This is a genomic window from Carboxylicivirga sp., assembly GCF_982718395.1.
Window position 1 is genome coordinate 1 of the sequence record NZ_CEXQWX010000128.1, and the last position, 17,618, is coordinate 17,618.

19 protein-coding genes are annotated in these 17,618 nt (G+C 38.1%); 13 read left to right on the forward strand and 6 right to left on the reverse strand.

All coding sequences use genetic code 11. The annotated features are described in order from the left end of the window. From AC4MRQ_RS18985 to AC4MRQ_RS18995, 3 genes are all read right to left on the reverse strand, one after another. Positions 1–197: hypothetical protein (locus tag AC4MRQ_RS18985; RefSeq protein WP_491199288.1), on the reverse strand; the 197-nt coding region annotated here is incomplete at its 3' end. A gap of 190 nt (positions 198–387) precedes the next feature. Then, positions 388–1,077, reverse strand: coding sequence for a head GIN domain-containing protein (locus AC4MRQ_RS18990; RefSeq protein ID WP_491199289.1), 690 nt, complete (start codon positions 1,075–1,077; stop codon positions 388–390). A gap of 34 nt (positions 1,078–1,111) precedes the next feature. Beyond that, positions 1,112–2,509, reverse strand: a complete 1,398-nt coding sequence (locus tag AC4MRQ_RS18995; protein ID WP_491199290.1) for an alanine/glycine:cation symporter family protein — start codon at positions 2,507–2,509, stop codon at positions 1,112–1,114. Positions 2,510–2,759: 250 nt separating this feature from the next. Here AC4MRQ_RS18995 and AC4MRQ_RS19000 point away from each other — a divergent pair, with 250 nt between their 5' ends. The 6 genes from AC4MRQ_RS19000 (at position 2,760) to AC4MRQ_RS19025 (ending at position 8,750) form a co-directional block, all read left to right on the forward strand. Then, entirely contained in the window at positions 2,760–4,364 is a 1,605-nt protein-coding gene (locus tag AC4MRQ_RS19000; RefSeq protein WP_491199291.1) for a fumarate hydratase, read from the forward strand. Positions 4,365–4,477: 113 nt separating this feature from the next. Continuing rightward, positions 4,478–5,011: a methylated-DNA--[protein]-cysteine S-methyltransferase gene (locus tag AC4MRQ_RS19005; protein ID WP_491199292.1), complete on the forward strand. Its 534-nt coding sequence runs from the start codon at positions 4,478–4,480 to the stop codon at positions 5,009–5,011. 501 nt (positions 5,012–5,512) lie between these two features. Further along, positions 5,513–7,138, forward strand: coding sequence for a phosphoenolpyruvate carboxykinase (ATP) (gene pckA / locus AC4MRQ_RS19010; protein ID WP_491199293.1), 1,626 nt, complete (start codon positions 5,513–5,515; stop codon positions 7,136–7,138). 245 nt (positions 7,139–7,383) lie between these two features. Continuing rightward, complete coding sequence (locus tag AC4MRQ_RS19015; RefSeq protein ID WP_491199294.1) at positions 7,384–7,611, forward strand: hypothetical protein; 228 nt, start codon at positions 7,384–7,386, stop codon at positions 7,609–7,611. 127 nt (positions 7,612–7,738) lie between these two features. Continuing rightward, positions 7,739–8,359, forward strand: coding sequence for a DEAD/DEAH box helicase (locus AC4MRQ_RS19020; RefSeq protein WP_491199295.1), 621 nt, complete (start codon positions 7,739–7,741; stop codon positions 8,357–8,359). 22 nt (positions 8,360–8,381) lie between these two features. Next, on the forward strand, positions 8,382–8,750 hold the full coding sequence (locus AC4MRQ_RS19025; RefSeq protein WP_491199296.1) for a YchJ family protein: 369 nt from the start codon (positions 8,382–8,384) through the stop codon (positions 8,748–8,750). Here the strand turns inward: AC4MRQ_RS19025 and AC4MRQ_RS19030 are convergent. After that, on the reverse strand, positions 8,747–9,202 hold the full coding sequence (locus AC4MRQ_RS19030) for a nuclear transport factor 2 family protein (RefSeq protein WP_491199297.1): 456 nt from the start codon (positions 9,200–9,202) through the stop codon (positions 8,747–8,749). The genes AC4MRQ_RS19025 and AC4MRQ_RS19030 overlap by 4 nt on opposite strands. Positions 9,203–9,534: 332 nt before the next feature. Here AC4MRQ_RS19030 and AC4MRQ_RS19035 point away from each other — a divergent pair, with 332 nt between their 5' ends. From AC4MRQ_RS19035 to AC4MRQ_RS19065, 7 genes are all read left to right on the forward strand, one after another. Then, complete coding sequence (locus AC4MRQ_RS19035; RefSeq protein WP_491199298.1) at positions 9,535–9,807, forward strand: DUF493 family protein; 273 nt, start codon at positions 9,535–9,537, stop codon at positions 9,805–9,807. Between the two features lie 153 nt (positions 9,808–9,960). Continuing rightward, a complete protein-coding gene (locus AC4MRQ_RS19040) occupies positions 9,961–10,722 on the forward strand; it encodes an SCO family protein (protein ID WP_491199299.1) in 762 nt (253 codons plus the stop codon). A gap of 12 nt (positions 10,723–10,734) precedes the next feature. Next, positions 10,735–12,345, forward strand: coding sequence for a cytochrome c oxidase subunit I (locus tag AC4MRQ_RS19045; RefSeq protein WP_491199300.1), 1,611 nt, complete (start codon positions 10,735–10,737; stop codon positions 12,343–12,345). Beyond that, positions 12,342–12,950 (forward strand): cytochrome c oxidase subunit 3, encoded by a 609-nt coding sequence (locus AC4MRQ_RS19050; protein ID WP_491199301.1) that lies wholly within the window; start codon positions 12,342–12,344, stop codon positions 12,948–12,950. Before AC4MRQ_RS19045 ends, AC4MRQ_RS19050 begins: the two co-directional genes overlap by 4 nt. Positions 12,951–12,959: 9 nt before the next feature. Beyond that, on the forward strand, positions 12,960–13,244 hold the full coding sequence (locus AC4MRQ_RS19055) for a cytochrome C oxidase subunit IV family protein (RefSeq protein ID WP_491199302.1): 285 nt from the start codon (positions 12,960–12,962) through the stop codon (positions 13,242–13,244). A gap of 2 nt (positions 13,245–13,246) precedes the next feature. Next, positions 13,247–14,197, forward strand: coding sequence for a cytochrome c oxidase subunit II (coxB, locus tag AC4MRQ_RS19060; RefSeq protein WP_491199303.1), 951 nt, complete (start codon positions 13,247–13,249; stop codon positions 14,195–14,197). After that, the gene (locus tag AC4MRQ_RS19065) at positions 14,194–15,054 is read left to right on the forward strand and encodes a protoheme IX farnesyltransferase (RefSeq protein WP_491199304.1); all 861 of its coding nucleotides are present in this window, start codon (positions 14,194–14,196) and stop codon (positions 15,052–15,054) included. The genes coxB and AC4MRQ_RS19065 overlap by 4 nt, the downstream gene beginning before the upstream one ends. Before the next feature lie 627 nt (positions 15,055–15,681). Here AC4MRQ_RS19065 and AC4MRQ_RS19070 read toward each other — a convergent pair. Together AC4MRQ_RS19070 and ftsZ are read right to left on the reverse strand one after the other, a co-directional pair. Next, entirely contained in the window at positions 15,682–16,131 is a 450-nt protein-coding gene (locus AC4MRQ_RS19070) for a GatB/YqeY domain-containing protein (RefSeq protein ID WP_491199305.1), read from the reverse strand. Between the two features lie 39 nt (positions 16,132–16,170). Then, positions 16,171–17,616 (reverse strand): cell division protein FtsZ, encoded by a 1,446-nt coding sequence (ftsZ, locus tag AC4MRQ_RS19075; protein ID WP_491199306.1) that lies wholly within the window; start codon positions 17,614–17,616, stop codon positions 16,171–16,173. Positions 17,617–17,618: the final 2 nt, after the last annotated feature.

Genomic DNA, 17,618 nt, shown 5'->3' on the forward strand with positions numbered 1-17,618 from the left:
GTGAAGGGGATTTCAATTTCAGCAAATTCAGTTCCTTTTGCAGAATTTATCTGAATTTCTATTTGTGAATATTCAACAATTTTTCCTTCGGTAAACTTAACAGAAGTAACACGATTATTTATCTGGCAATCGGGTAATTGAGCGTATACTGTTACGCAAGTTGAACAAATCAACAAAAGTATGAGGGACAGGCGCATTAATTTTTTTCTTTGAATATAGCGTTTTTGTTAAACACCTGCTAACATCTTTCTAATTTGTACATCATCTTAATAAACAGAATTCAATATTAGATTTAAGGCATTGACACAACAACACCAATCAATCTGCATAAATGAAAAGGTCGTATCATATTAATGACACGACCCTTAACTCATTTTATCCAAGCTGCTAACGCTGACTAATATCACCGGCACCTGATTCATTTAAATTCTTATGCTCCGGATTACCGTAATAAACAATATCACTTCCTCCACTGGCATTAGCAACAATTTCTTTACCTGCCCACACAATAGCATCTGATCCTCCCGATGTGGTTACTTTAACAACCTGTGCTTTTAATTCACGGGCATTTATATCTGAGCCACCACTTGAAGAAGCCAAAAGTTTATCTGTTGTTCCTTTTATTTTAATATCAGAACCACCCGATGTTGTTAATTTCAATTCTTCCGCTTTCACCTCAATGTAAATATCAGAACCTCCACTTGAGCTAATTTTCATATAAGGCTCAACAATCACATTTTGCCCATATATATCAGAGCCTCCACTCGACACCAGGTTTTTCACATGCTGGCAGGATACATACACTTTAGGCGCCGTTTTCCTATTCCAGCTCCAACTATTATTTCCCTTCATATACACCTTCAATGTGTTTCCTTCCACTTCAGTTTTCAATCGATGTAAATCATCTTTTTTACATACGACCTCCACTTTTGAGTCAGATGACTGGGTAACATACAAGTCAATACCTGATGAAACACTTATTCCAGAAAAATCGCTAACCTTTCGTATTTCTTTTTCCTGTGCAAAAGAAATGCTTGCTAATATTAATGCTAATACAACCGTAGTAAATTTTCTCATATGCTTAAGTTTATGTGTCTAATAAATATGACGATTACTTGTTGTCAATAGTTACAGACTGATTAGTTTTTCTTTTTTCAGACTTCAAACGTTTAAAATAACGACTCGTAGCACGTTTTACGTGTGGTGCAAGAATAATGGCTGCAATCATATTTGGAAAAGCCATCAAAGCGTAGGCAGAATCAATAAATGCGATCACTACATCAATGGATACAACCGCTGCTATTACAGCACTGATCACGCTTACAACATTATAGAGATTTTTCGATTTAGTCCCAAACAAATATGACGAGCACTTATTGCCATAATAAGGAAAAGCAAATAAGGTAGAAAGCGCAAAAAATATAACACATAGAATCAGCAAATATGGTCCATAGGTCGGAATTGCCTTTTCAAATGCTAAGGCTGTTAAAGTTATACCATCCGCATCACTTGTCTGCCAAACTCCGGTTACTAAAATGGCCAAGGCCGTCATCGTACAAACAATCAAAGTGTCAACAATTGGTCCAAGCATAGCTACCAATCCTTCCCTTACCGGTTCATTGGTTTTTGCAGCACCATGAGCTAGTGGAGCTGTACCAATACCTGCTTCATTTGAAAAAGCTGCCCGCTTGATACCTGTGATAATAATAATACCAACAGCCCCACCAAGTACTGCTTCGGCTTCAAATGCATCTTTAAGTATTAGTAGAACGGCATCCAATAACTGATCGGGATGAGAAAAAATAATAAACAAGACAACCAACACGTATAATAATACCATAAAGGGCACAATACTGGCAGTAACTTTTCCAATCCTTTTAATACCTCCAAAAATTACCACAGACATACAAACAGCGATAATCAAACCAGAGACAAGATCGCTTGTAAAACCTGTTTCAATGCCGTTGGGTTGCAATACAATATCTCGAAACACTTGTGTTAACTGATTACTCTGAAAAACCGGAAAAACAGCAAACATTGCCGCCACAGCAAAAAACATAGCTAAAGGTTTCCACTTTTTGCCCAGGCCTTCTGTTATAATATACATTGGACCTCCCTGCACTTCACCTCTATCGTCTTTACCTCTGAACATCACGGCCAGGGTGCCCGTAAAGAATTTTGTTGAAACACCAAGTATAGCACTAATCCACATCCAGAATATGGCTCCGGGACCACCTGCTGTAATGGCAACTGCTACTCCACTAATATTACCCATACCAACAGTAGCAGCTAATGCAGTAGATAGAGCCTGAAAATGATTAATCTGTCCGGCTTCATCCGGATCATCATATTTACCTCTTAATATATCCACCGCATGGGCAATGTAACGAAAAGGCATTAAGCGACTATAAATCATAAAAAAGAATCCGCCACCAAGAAGTAGTATTAATAATGGCGTTCCCCAAATAAACTCACTAAATTCGATGATTAGGTTTTCAATATTTTTCATTAAGGAAAGATAGAAAAACTGCTAAGCCATTCAAAACTTAATGAACGCATGGCTTTATATTTTTTTAACTGTAATTGATGCACTTTTTCTTTAATGAATAATGAATTAAATTTTAGATTTGCACAACATGAACTCATATTTAGTAGAGATTATTTTATAAATGATTATATAAATCTTGCTTAAGCCAATAGTCTGTAATTTTTAAATTTCTTTGACTAATGACTTCTGCCAAATAACCAATTTCAAAGTTATGGCTGATTTTAAATACCAAAAACCTTTTCCAATTTTAAAAGACGAAACTCCTTACCGGTTAATAACCAAAGATTATGTTTCAACCATTGAGGTAGACGGAAGAAAAATTCTGAAGGTTGATCCGAAAGGATTAGAGCTTTTATCAAAAGAAGCTTTTTCAGATGTTTCTTTTTATTTGCGCCCTGGTCACTTACAGAAGCTTGCTAATATTCTTCAAGATGAAGAAGCTTCGGATAATGACCGTTTTGTGGCACATACCATGCTAATGAATCAGGTGGTAACTGCTGAAGGGGAACTTCCAACCTGCCAGGATACAGGTACGGCCATTGTTATTGGCAAAAAAGGAGAAAATGTATTTACCGGAGCTAACGATGCCGAGCACCTCTCAAAGGGTGTATTCGAAACATACCAAGACAAGAATTTGCGTTACTCACAAGTAGTGCCTTTTTCAATGTTTGAAGAGAAAAACACGGGTACGAACCTGCCGGCGCAAATCGATATTTACTCGGAACAAGGCAACCAGTACGACTTTTTGTTTATGACAAAAGGTGGCGGTTCTGGTAATAAAACATTCTTGTATCAACAAACCAAAGCTCTTTTAACGGAAGAGAACCTTACCAAGTTTGTGCAGGACAAAATTAAGGACCTTGGTACCTCCGCATGTCCTCCTTATCACCTTGCTTTAGTAATTGGTGGTACTTCAGCAGAAGCAACTTTGGCTGCTGTTAAAAAAGCATCGGCTGGTTATTTTGATCATCTGCCAACCGAAGGAAATGAAGGCGGACAAGCATTCCGTGATTTAGAATGGGAAGAAAAAGTGCAGAAGATATGTCAGGAGAGTACAATCGGGGCTCAGTTTGGTGGTAAGTATTTTGTGCACGATGTAAAGGTGATACGTATGCCTCGTCACGCAGCATCATGTCCGGTAGGTCTTGGCGTAAGTTGTAGTGCTGACAGAAACATCAAAGCTAAAATTACTGAAGAAGGTATTTTCGTAGAGGAACTTGAGAAAAATCCTTCACGTTTCGTTCCAAAGGAAGCACCTCACATGGCACCCGCTATTGACATTGATCTTGATCAACCAATGGAAGACGTTTTAAAGGAACTTACCAAATATCCTATTAAAACACGTTTGAATCTATCAGGAACACTCATTGTAGCTCGCGATATTGCGCATGCCCGCATTAAACAAATGCTGGATGAAGGCCAGGCAATGCCAGAGTATTTTAAAAACCACCCGGTTTATTACGCTGGTCCTGCCAAAACTCCAAAAGGAATGGCTTCCGGTAGTTTTGGTCCGACAACAGCAGGTCGAATGGACCCATATGTAGACATATTCCAGAAACAAGGTGGTTCTATGATTATGCTTGCTAAGGGCAATCGCTCACAAGCTGTCACAGATGCCTGTAAAGCAAATGGTGGTTTTTACCTTGGCTCAATCGGCGGCCCTGCTGCAATTTTAGCCAAAAGCAGCATCAAATCTGTTGAAATAGTAGATTTTGAGGAATTAGGAATGGAGGCTGTCAGAAAAATTCGCGTGGAAAACTTCCCGGCCTTTATTATCGTTGACGATAAAGGAAATGACTTCTTTGCTAAGTTATAACCGTCAAGGTTTATAGTTAACAACACTTTTTAAAGATGCGGTTTATATGATTAATCATTAAATCGCATCTTTTCTTTTTATATATTGCCAGTTAAACCATTACCACTTTTTAAATGTCAACCATTTCCATTCAATACTACAACTGTTCTTTTGGAGAATTAATTATTGGTTCCTTTAACAATCAATTGTGCATATGCGACTGGCGATACAGAAAGATGCGCCAATCAATTGATAATCGTATATGTAAAGGTTTAAATGCTGAATATCGGGAAGAACCATCACTGATTATCAACCAAACCATTGAACAGATTGAAGCCTATACGAATGGTGAATTAACAGAATTTACCATTCCATTATTGATGGTTGGCACAACATTTCAAAAAAAGGTATGGAATGCACTTTTAAACATTCCCCATGGTCAAACAAGAAGTTATCTTGAATTATCAAAAGAACTGGGAGATGTTAAAGCAATCAGGGCGGTCGCTTCAGCCAATGGAGCTAATGCAATATCTATCATCGTTCCATGCCATAGAGTAATTGGCAGTGATGGTAAGCTAGTCGGATATGCAGGTGGTTTATCGGCCAAAACTAAGTTATTAGAACTGGAAGGTTATAAAAAAGAATGCGATCAATTAAAATTATTCTAAAGACAAACTAATGATACAAGAGTCTAACGTTAGTTTATAACCAATTTCGAAGGTAACACATAAAAAATACCAAAATCAACACCTCTCTAAAAAACAATCAATTACAAAAGAATTAAGTTTAATTAATAGAAATATTTCTGGATAAAACGACAATTTAATTACAATTCTTAAGTCATATTGAATATATTTTTCTTTAATTAAATTTTTATCGCTCTATATCTGATAGTTACATAACTTACAAAAACAAAGTTGACAAATAATTTGTTTATTTTATAACAAATTACAAATCTTAGCACTTCAATTCACAGCACATACTGATATACTTCTTAATTACCTGATAATAAAGAACTATTTCAGTATTTTTATTTGTACTAATTTGTTATTATTTGTTTTATTTAGTTAATTTTTAAAAGATATACGCATATTTAAATCACAATTAAAACACACTAAATCAGATTTTAATTTCAATTTGAAAGCAAACCCCAATTAACAAAACACGAAATGGAAGCAGTCAAGTCTACGGTGAATTTAAACAAGTATGGTATTACCAAAGCAAAAACGGTAATTCACAATCCGTCTTATGAAGATTTATACTTAGATGAATTAAATACTGAGCTGGAAGGATATGAAAAAGGCCAAGTAACAGAATTAGGCGCCATCAATGTGATGACTGGTAAATTCACAGGTCGCTCCCCAAAAGATAAATACATTGTATGTGATGATATAACAAAAGACACCATCTGGTGGACCTCAGAACGCTCTAAAAACGACAACAAGCCGGTTACGCAAGAAGTCTGGTCTGATATCAAAAAAGATGTTTGTAATCACTTAACCGGAAAAAAACTATATGTTGTTGATACATTTTGCGGTGCTAACGCCAACACCAGGTTAAAAGTACGCTTTGTAACTGAAGTGGCCTGGCAGGCACATTTTGTCAAGAACATGTTTATCCGCCCAAGCGAAAAAGAACTGGCCAATTATGGAGAACCAGATTTTGTTGTTTTAAATGCATCAAAGGCCTCAAATAAAAATTGGAAACAGCACGGTCTTAACTCAGAAGTTTTCACCATGTTTAATCTTACCGAGCGCATGCAGATTATTGGTGGCACCTGGTATGGAGGTGAAATGAAAAAGGGCATTTTCGCAATGATGAATTATTATTTGCCGCTTAAAGGAATGGCTTCCATGCACTGCTCGGCCAACAAAGGTAAAAATGGAGATGTTACTATCTTCTTTGGTTTATCAGGAACAGGAAAAACAACCCTGTCAACAGATCCAAAACGCGAATTGATTGGCGATGATGAACATGGTTGGGATGACGAAGGAGTCTTTAACTTCGAGGGCGGCTGTTACGCTAAAACAATTAATCTGGACAGAGAAAGCGAACCTGATATTTATAATGCTATCAGAAAAGATGCATTGCTGGAAAATGTAACAGTTAAAGCCGATGGAAAGATTGACTTTAGCGATAACTCTGTAACTGAAAACACAAGGGTATCATACCCCATTCATCACATCAATAACATTGTTAAACCGATTTCCAAAGCAGGACATGCCAATAAGGTCATATTCCTTACAGCTGATGCCTTTGGTGTTATGCCACCTGTTTCGAAGTTAACACCGGAACAAACGCAATACCATTTCCTTTCAGGCTTTACAGCTAAGCTGGCAGGGACCGAACTAGGGGTCACTGAACCCCGACCTACTTTCTCTGCTTGTTTTGGTGAAGCATTCCTATCACTTCACCCAACACAATACGGTACTGAGTTGGTCAAGAAAATGGAGCAACACGGAGCTAAAGCCTATTTAGTAAATACAGGGTGGAATGGAACTGGCAAACGAATATCTATAAAAGATACAAGAGCAATTATCGATGCTATTCTGGATGGCTCAATTGAAGATGCAGAAACATCAACCATTCCGGTTTTCAATCTTGAAATCCCCAAAAAGCTTCACGATGTTAACGCTGATATTATGGATCCGCGAAATACATATAACAATCCGGCAGAATGGGAGAACAGAGCAAATGATTTAGCTAAAAAGTTCATTTCTAATTTCAAGAAGTATACTGATACTCCTCAAGGACAAGAACTTGAGAAAGCAGGGCCAACAACTACAAACTCCTAATATCTACACAAAGCGGTGTTAACATCATAGTTAACACCGCTAACTTTACCCCCATTACCTCCTTTAAATGCCAATATATTTTGGCACATTAATTGCTGATCATTCTTTAGATGTAGCTTCCAATTGATTAGATATTTTTTGCTGCTAGTATTCGTTGACCGATAGAACGTTATTAATTGTTAAAAAGCAAACCTTAATCAATAAAAGAAGTATACTCGTCAAAAGTAAATTTAAAAATGTCAGCTATGAATCTTCGTATAACATCAAACGCCAAGAATAAGCAAATATCATTTTTAATTGCATTAGATAGTTTTATTACAAAACGCAATAACAATAAAGCTTCAATATTAATTCAGCGATTGCATCAATTCCTGGAAAAGAAGGATCCCGAATTTAGTTTTCAAGTTAAAGAAGGATCAAACAACAGCATTGAAATGTATACGGGCAAAAGATTAATTGCCTATTATGCTTAAATAGAAAATAATTGTTTACGGCAAGGTACAATTACTTGTCACATAAATAATGCAATGGCCTTTTTCGCAAAGGCCATTTTTGTTTTATTACTTTTACCCATCTTTGCATTTGCAATTTGAGTACCGTATGAAAATTAAAAAGCTATCACCTCAACTGGCATCAGGAATATCAGAAGCTGGTTTTGACACCAACCCTAAGGAAATACAATCATTAAGCATTCCGAAAATAAAGTCAGGTGCTGATTTGTTTTGCATCGCCCCCGAAAAGGATGGTAAATCGACTTGCATCACAATCGGCGTCATTCAGCAACTAAAAGAAGCATTTGAGGAAGCCCCCAGAGCCATCATTATCACATCCAGCAAAGAAAAGGCCTTTGAGATGGAAGAACAGTTCAAGGTATTGGGAAAATACACGAACCTCAGAACTTTTGTTGCATTTGACCAAGGCATTTTACAATATCAGAAAGATGAGATTTATGACGGTTTGGATATTCTCATCTGCACACCTAAACGCCTGACGGAGTTAGTTAACATCAATGGTGTACCTATGACTAAAGTAAAAATGTTAATTGTAGATGATGCCGAAACCGTGATAGGTAATACCCATCATGCAATTATCTATCGAATTGCTGATGGACTTAAAAAACCGCAGATTCTATTTTTCGCCAGCAAATGGCACAAAAGTTTTGATACGGTTGAAGAACGTATCATGAAAAACCCATATTATTTTGACGTTGAACAACAATAGTAAATGTCCATGCTGCTCTAACATGGCTTATGAAGAATGCTGCAAGCCTTTTATTAGCGATAACGTAGCTCCACCTACAGCCGAGCAATTGATGCGCTCAAGATACACCGCCTTTACATTAGCAGATGTTGATTACCTGATGAAAACGCATCACATTAGTACACGCCCTGTAAAAGACAGGCAGGAGATATTAAATTGGACAAAATCGGTACAATGGATGGGCTTGACAATTCTAAATACTAAACATGGAGCTATTAATGACACCGATGGAATAGTTGAGTTTAAGGCCATCTATCTTGAACAAGGCCAACTACAAGCTATACATGAAAAATCCCTTTTTCGTAAAAATGAAAAAGGGATATGGTTTTATGTTTCGGGTCAACTGTATTAGTCCTCAAACTTGTAAAAGATTTTACTGACCAGTTTCCACCCGTCCTCGAATTTATACAATGAGATATAATCAATATATTTCAGTTCATCCGCCACATAAAATTCAAATTTTGCAACGGCAGCTGTTCCTGTAACGTCAACTGATAAAAACTTTACGCTAATAAGTTTATCCTTACTACGTGGCAACTGACCATTTTTCTTTCGGTCCATCACCTTTTTCTTCCAATCGTCAATGGGCAGCTTCCATATTTTGCCTCCCTCTCCTATTCCCAAGAGATTAAAATCCTGATGTATACCCGCATCTATCTTTGATATATTGCCTTCATTTTGGATTCCTTCAACATAGGCCGATTGTATTACTTTTTTAATAGCTTCAATCTCCTTTTCATTCGTTTGAGCAAAAGCACTAACAATGAAAGTCATGATAAAAACAAGCATCTGTAATTTCTTCATAATTCAATTTTCTTGATTGGTTTATATCAATTAAATATACAACTATTCAATATTAAGAAACTGTTTAAATTTTGTTTTTGAGAGTTATTTTGGATGAAACAACGTTCAGCGGAGCTAATTAAGTTCTTAAACAAGGCAAAAATGATGCGAAACGTAAGTTCGTGAATGCCATTAAAAACAATTACGGATGAACAATAGCAGGGCTATTTAAAGATTTTTTGCAGAAGTATGAGGGCTTAAGTCGCCAAAATAAACCAAAGGATAAAACTTAAACAGTTTCTAACTTCATGCGCTTACCTTTTTAGATTATTTTTGCATTCTAAAACTAAGAAATGTCAATGCAAGATTACGCTAAACTGAAAGAATTGCTAGCCCAAAACAAAAAATGGCCAATGCTTTATATGTTCAAGTTTATTGTTCCTAATGAAGGAAATAAAGTAAAACAAGTTGTTGAATTATTGCCTAAACATGGCAACGTTACCTATAAACATACAAAGAACCTTAAGTATGTCTCAGTAACATGCAAAGTCAGTATGAAAAGTGCCAATGCCATAATAGATGTGACCAGTAAAGTTGCTTCTATCGAAGGTGTTATGAGTTTATAACAACAAGGAATCAAGCATTTCGATTTATTTAATTAGGCATCCTGAATCCCTTTAAAACTAATTTTTAAATCTCTTAAATCTTTTTCATAATGGCATTGCCTTTTATAAGATAATGAGGTATTTTTATACTTTATCACACTCATTATCGCCATTATGAAGCAACAACTAACCTCATGCCTCTTTGCATTTATCATTCTGATAATTCCTGCCAATGCTCAAAAAATAGGCATAAACGAACGACTTGGCGAATATCTTCCCAAAGATATTTCTGTCATTAATATTGCAGGAGATACAGTTCCACTTTCTTCCATTATCAATGCTAAACCGACGGTATTAAATTTCGTTTATTATCGCTGTCCTGGTGTTTGCACACCTTTAATGGATGGCATTACCGAAGTTGTTAACCTGTCGGATATGCAACTGGGTAAAGATTACCAAATTGTTACTGTAAGTTTTGATTACAGCGAATCATACCAACTGGCCGAAAAGAAACGCAACAACTACTCATTGATTGTGAAAAAAGAAGGTATGGAAGAAGGTTGGTTGTTTTTTACCGCTGATAGTGCCAATGTATCCAGACTGACAAATGCCACGGGATTCAGCTACAAGAAAACCGGCAATGATTTTATACACACAGCAGGATTAATCCTTATCAGCCCAGATGGCAAGATTACCCGCTACCTGAATGGCACATATTTTTTACCATTTGAGCTTAAACTGGCTGTTATCGAGGCTTCAAAAGGCATACCGGGACCAACAGTCAACCGCATTTTGCAGTTTTGCTACAGCTATGACCCTGCCGGACAGACTTATGTCCTCAATATCACAAAAGTGGCGGGTATTCTTATCATCATCATCGCCGGCCTGGTTCTTTTGGTACTAACCATTAAACCTAAACGAACAGTAAAAACCTAAATCATTTATTATATGTCTGATCAAACCAATCTGAGCTTTAGAGAACAAGGCCCCTATAAGGGCATATTTGCCTGGATCTTTTCAACAGATCACAAACGTATCGGTCTGCTTTACCTGTATTCTATCGTCAGCTTTTTTTTAATCGGTGTTCTTTTAGGTATTGCCATGAGGCTGGAACTGTTGGCACCTGGCAGAACTGTTATGGATCCGGCCACCTATAATGCCATTTTCACACTCCATGGAGTCATAATGATCTTCCTGGTTGTCGTTCCGGGATTACCCGCTGTTTTTGGGAACTTTTTACTCCCCATAATGATTGGAGCTAAAGATGTTGCTTTTCCGAAATTAAACCTGTTTTCGTGGTGGATTTACGTGTTTGGTGCCATTATCGCCCTTTCATCCCTTTTTATGGGAGGCGGACCTCCTGATACGGGCTGGACATTTTATGCGCCTTACGCATTCAAAACCAACACTAATATGCTGCCTGCTGTGTTAGGAGCATTTATTTTAGGTTTTTCATCGATACTGACCGGCATTAACTTTATTGTAACTATCCATCGCCTTCGTGCGCCTGGTATGACATGGTTTAAAATGCCGTTGTTTCCCTGGACTCTATACGGAACAGGCTGGATTCAGATCCTGGCAACCCCTATTGTAGGAATTACCTTGTTAATGATTGTTGGTGAAAGAGTTTTAAACATCGGATTTTTCGATCCGGCATTAGGTGGTGATCCTATTCTATACCAACACCTATTCTGGATCTATTCCCACCCGGCCGTTTACATTATGATATTACCTGCCATGGGTGCCATTTCTGAGATTATTCCAACTTTTGCCAATAAAACCATATTCGGGTATAAGGCATTGGTTATATCTACTTTAGCCATTGCATTTGTTGGTTATTTCGTGTGGGGACATCACATGTTCACTTCAGGCATGAGTGGAACTGCACTTTATACTTTCTCCTTACTGACTTTTCTTGTGGCCATACCAAGTGCGATCAAAGTGTTTAACTGGGTAGGCACACTTCACAAAGCCTCCATTCAGTTAGAGGCTCCTTTCTTCTGGGCTGCCTCCTTCCTGTTTGTGTTTATGATTGGTGGTTTATCCGGGTTGGCTCTTGGAGCATTAGCAACTAATGTTCATTTACACGACACAGCCTTTGTAGTAGGCCATTTCCATTTCATCGTTTTTGGAGGAGTTGGTTTTGCTTTTATGGGGGCTGTTCATTATTGGTTTCCAAAAATATGGGGACGCATGTACAATAGCCAATTAGCCACAACAGGCTGGATTATCTTTTTTATTGGCTTTTGTACCCTTTACCTGCCCATGTTTTTCCTTGGTGTAACAGGCATGCCTCGTCGTTACTATGATTACGTAGACAACTTCCATGGCCCCAATGTTATTTCAACCATTGGCTCATGGGTACTATTTCTTGGATTAGCCATCATCCTCTTCAATCTTATTAAGTCGGCAAGAAGCGGTAAAAAAGCAGAGAAGAATCCTTGGGGAGGCAAGACGCTCGAATGGACAGTTGATTCACCTCCTACACTGGAAAACTTTGAAGAAATTCCGGTTGTTGAAAAAAGCCCCTATGATTACCGTAAAACCACTGAATTATGATTGGCGCAGCACATTTACATCGTGATGACGAAGCTTCTAAATTAGGAATGTGGTTATTCATCTTTACCGAATTACTTCTATTTGCAGGCTTATTCATCGTATATGGAGTTTATCGCTATCTCAACCCAGTCGCTTTTCATATGGCAGCCGAAGAGTTAAGCGTGACAGTTGGCATGGTTAATACCATAATCCTTCTGGTAAGTAGTGCTACCATGGCAATGGCCAGTACTGCCATTCGTTTAAAGAATAAGCAGTTCACCATTCTATTGCTCCTGTTGACCTTATTCATGGCCTTTATGTTTATGACCAATAAGTATTTTGAATGGAAAGGTAAATTCGAGCATGGCATATTCCCAGGTAGTGAAGATCTGCTTCGTTTGGGACATGGAGACACTCTTTTCTTCAGTCTTTACTTTTTCATGACAGGCTTACATGCTTTACACATTATAGTTGGCTTTATCCTAATAACTATTGTATGCTATCGTGTCAATAATAACACACTAACTCACGAGAATCCGGTCTTACTGGATAATTCAGGTTTATACTGGCACCTGGTTGATTTAATATGGATATTCCTATTCCCGCTTTTTTACCTTATTACCTAAAAAAATATCATGAATAAATCAGAAACTCATATCGTCCCTTATAAACTATATCTGTCTATCCTTTCAGGACTAATACTATTAACGTTAATTTCAGTCGGGGTAACATATATCGAGCTGGCCAACTTAACGGTATTCACTGCCATATTACTGGCATCTGTAAAATCAACGCTCGTTTTAATCTACTTTATGCACCTGAAGTTTGATAATAAACTGATACAAATACTTGTTGCAGCCGTTTTTGTCATTGTTGCGCTGGTTCTTTTTATCACCTTTCTTGATTATAATTATAGATAAACATGATTGATCAAACCACCAATAAAGCCTCTAATTTTGTCACGCAAGTTGATTCTGCGTTTATATTCATTTTTGGCATCTCCATCCTGTTCTTAGTAGGTATCACAGCCTTTATGGTCTATTATATAATAAAATACCGAAAGAGTAAGAATGCCGAAGCTTCACACATAGAAGGCAGTAATACACTTGAAGTTGTCTGGACCATCATCCCAACCATCTTAGTATTATTCATGTTTTACTATGGATGGTCTGGCTGGAAACTCCAAAAAGAAATCCCGGACGATGCCATACCTATTAAAACCATTGCCCGCATGTGGAGTTTTACCTTTCAATATGAAAACGGCTTAATTACTGACACACTATACGTTCCAAAAAACAAGGCGGTTAATCTGGATTTAGTTTCTCTGGACGTATTACACAGCTTGTATATTCCCGCCTTTAGGCTTAAACAGGATATGGTTCCCGGCAAACAAGCCAATATATGGTTTGAATCGGGTCAGGAAGGAGAATACGAGATCTTTTGCGCTGAATATTGCGGTCTGCGTCATTCCTATATGACCTCTGTAGTAAAAGTAATACCAGCGGCAGATTTTGATGAACTTACGAAAATTGATTCTGCAGCCTTGGTGACCAATAATGTTGAAGTCGATTCGCGACAAGCTGGTGTAAGTATTACGCGAAAATATGGTTGCAATGCCTGCCATACTGCAGATGGTACCAAACTAGTGGGACCTTCTTATAAAAATATGATGGGCCGGACCAGGACTGTTATAAGAGATGGTGAAGAGATAGAAGTTGTTGCCGATGAAGCATACATCAGGCGATCAATCTACGAGCCTAATGTAGAAATAGTAAAGGGCTACGAGAAGGGGCTTATGCTTTCATATGAAGGTCAGGTGACTGAAGAAGAGTTCTTGCAACTATTAGAATACTTTAGATATCTATCAGAATGATCAGATTTAAAGAATTAGCTGTTTTTGGTAAATTTAGCATATCACTTCCGATAGCTGTAACCACCTACACTGGCTTTACTGTTTATCAACAGGAGCTTAGCACAGAAGGCCTGTTGGCTGCCACAGGAATCTTTTTTATGTCAGCCGGTGCTTCTGCTCTTAATCAATTACAGGAAGTTAAGGAAGACTGTTTAATGAAACGAACTTCAGGACGACCGCTTCCAAGGCAGAAACTCAAACCATCAACGGCAATCTTTGTAATAGTTACTTTTTTAATTACAGGCTCACTTTTGCTAATGCCTTTTGGCGCTATGGCTGTTATTTGGGGCTGGACAGGCCTTATCTGGTATAACCTGATTTATACACCTCTGAAAAAACGTACTGCATTCTCAGTATTTCCCGGTGCTGTGGTGGGTGCCATCCCTCCTGTCGCAGGTTGGGTTGCTGCAGGTGGCTCCATACAGGATATACGGATTCACTTCGTAGCATTCTTCTTTTTTCTGGGGCAGATGCCACATTTTTGGTTATTGGTTTTAAAGTATAAAGAACAGTATAAAAAAGCCGGATTCCCTGTGATTACAGACCTTCTTGGCTTGTCTCAGGTGAAAAGAATTAATCTGATCTGGTTTCTGGCAACTTTTGTCTCCGTCTTGTTCTTCCCGATACTTGATATTATCTCAAATATTGCTATTTCATCGCTGATTTATGCTTCAGCTATAGGCATGGTATTATGGGTTATCAGGAGCTACAATTCCAAATCGGATCAACAATTGAAACAACAATTTATCTATTTCAATTCTTTTTATCTGTGGGTAATGGTGCTGATGTTAGTTGATCAAATTATTCCGGCCTCCTAAAGCCATTTCTGCTAAATCAAAAAATCCTTTTTGCTTGTTTATTGCATTACCAAATGGTATTTAGCTGTTTAAAGGCTGAAACGTATAAATACCAAATAGTATTTGGTTGTTCCACACGAAGGGAGGTAAATACCAAATGGTAATTGGTGATTTCAATGTTAAAACAGGCAAATACCAAATGGTATCGCAGTCCCTCAGTCTGGAACAGGCGGATACCATTTGGTATTTCGAAAAAAATAAAAAAGCGTCGTTACCAAATGGTATCGACACTTTTCCTGTCAGGTATTTTTACAAATTGATAATGAATCTTCAATCTTCTTTACTCACCAGCTGACATTTACATACTACTGATAGTCAGCAGGTGAGATTAAGTGCATAAACTCTTCTTTCTACTGACAAACACTGCTATCGCACGAATCCTTTCGCGTGATAAACAATAAACCACACGAGAGGACTAGTGCCACAGTGGAGGTTTTACAACAACCATCCGGTATTACTCACCAGCTGACATTTACATACTTCTAATAGTCAGCAGGTGAGGTGATGATAGTTTACCCAGATACATATACAAAAAGAAAGGCCGACACTTCGCTGAGCACCGACCTTTCTGTATTTTTCGAGTTATGTTTATCCTAACAGCTGTTTTACAACAACTGAAATATCTTTTCCATCAGCTTTACCAGCCAATTCTTTGGATGCAACACCCATTACCTTGCCCATCTCTTTCATTGAAGTGGCTCCTACTTTCTCGATAATTGATTTTACGATTGGCTCCAATTCTTCTTTAGTTAGTTGCTTTGGCAGGTAACCTGATATCGCGTCAACCTCAGCCAGTTCCTTTTCAGCCAGATCTTCACGATTTTGAGATTTAAACAACTCGGCAGCATCTTTTCTTTGCTTCACCATTTTCTGCACAATCTTCATGATATCTGCATCAGATAACTCTTCGGCTGCACCTTTGGATGTTTTCGCCTCAATAACTTCCTTTTTAACACCACGTAAAGCTTCCAGTCGAACTTTATCTTTTGCTTTCATGGCTTCTTTAATGTCAGTATTTATCTGTACTTCTAAACTCATAATATCTTCGTTAATTCTTAATTTCAACTATACTAATTCTTAGTCAACATTATCGTGCAGGTAAGGATTATCTTTACTTATCTGTGGCCCGTTTTGGGGATCATCCGACAATGAGAAACGACTAATCTTTTTTTCCTGACTTGCCCTTGTTTGTCCTTGCTGACGATCAATGGACATTTGACGCCTCTTATACGCAGGAACGTTTTCAATCTGTTCGATAACACGCTCATCTTCCATCTCTTCCTGACTCAATTGAGTCTTATAATAACTGGCGCCTGCAGTTCCAAATCCTTCATCAATAAAGTTATCGTTGGACGGATTAAAATGATCCACTTCCGATTTACGATTCTGTGGAACAACTGGTTGGTAATAGGCATCAATTCGCTCTTGTTTCTTTCTTTCAACAGCTTCAAAATCCACTACCCGACCTGGCTCTTCGGTTTCATTTACTGAGAAATCTATTAGCTGTTCATTCTCAGGAACTGTGGTCACCTGTCCTTCTTCATCCAAAGAAAAACGCGTTACTTTATCCTGCTGTTTTCTTACTCTGTGCTCGATGAGTTGCTCAGACACAAAGCCAGTTGCAATAATGGTAACGCACACTTGTTTTCCAAGTCCGTCATCATTACCCGTACCCCATATTATCGAAGCACCTTCGCCTACAACATCCTGAACGTAGTCAGTTATCTCACCTACTTCGTCCATCGTTATCTCCTCTGTTCCTGAAGTGATATTCAATAATATATTGCGTGCACCTCGTATCTCATTATTATTAAGAAGTGGCGACTCCAATGAGGCCTGAATTGCATCCAAAGCCCGCTTTTCGCCTTCTGCATAAGCTGAGCCCATCACTGCAACACCACTATCTTTCATCACGGTTTCCACATCGGCAAAATCCACGTTGATATAACCATGAACAGTAATTATTTCAGCGATACCTTTAGCTGCGGTAGCCAATACATCATCGGCCTTGGAGAAGGCATTTGACAATTTCAGATCGCCAAACATTTCACGTAATCGTTCATTATTAATTATCAATAATGAATCAACATTTTTCTCCATTTCAGCAATACCGTCCAATGCCTGGGTAATCCTGAGTTTACCCTCAAACTTAAAAGGGATGGTGACAATACCTACCGTAAGTATCCCCATCTCTTTGGCTGTTTTCGCAATAATTGGTGCAGCTCCGGTTCCTGTACCACCGCCCATTCCTGCTGTAACAAACACCATCTTAGTATTTTCCTTCAGAACACTAACAACGTCTTCAAGGTTTTCAATGGCTGATTCCCGACCTTTATCTGGTCGGTTACCTGCTCCCCTTCCTTCGGTCAGGGATTCTCCCAATTGTATTTTAACCGGAACAGGACTACTCTCCAATGCCTGTGCATCTGTATTGCAAACCACAAAGTTCACATCTTTAATACCCAAGCCATACATATAGTTGACAGCATTGCTTCCGCCTCCACCAACTCCAATTACTTTAATAA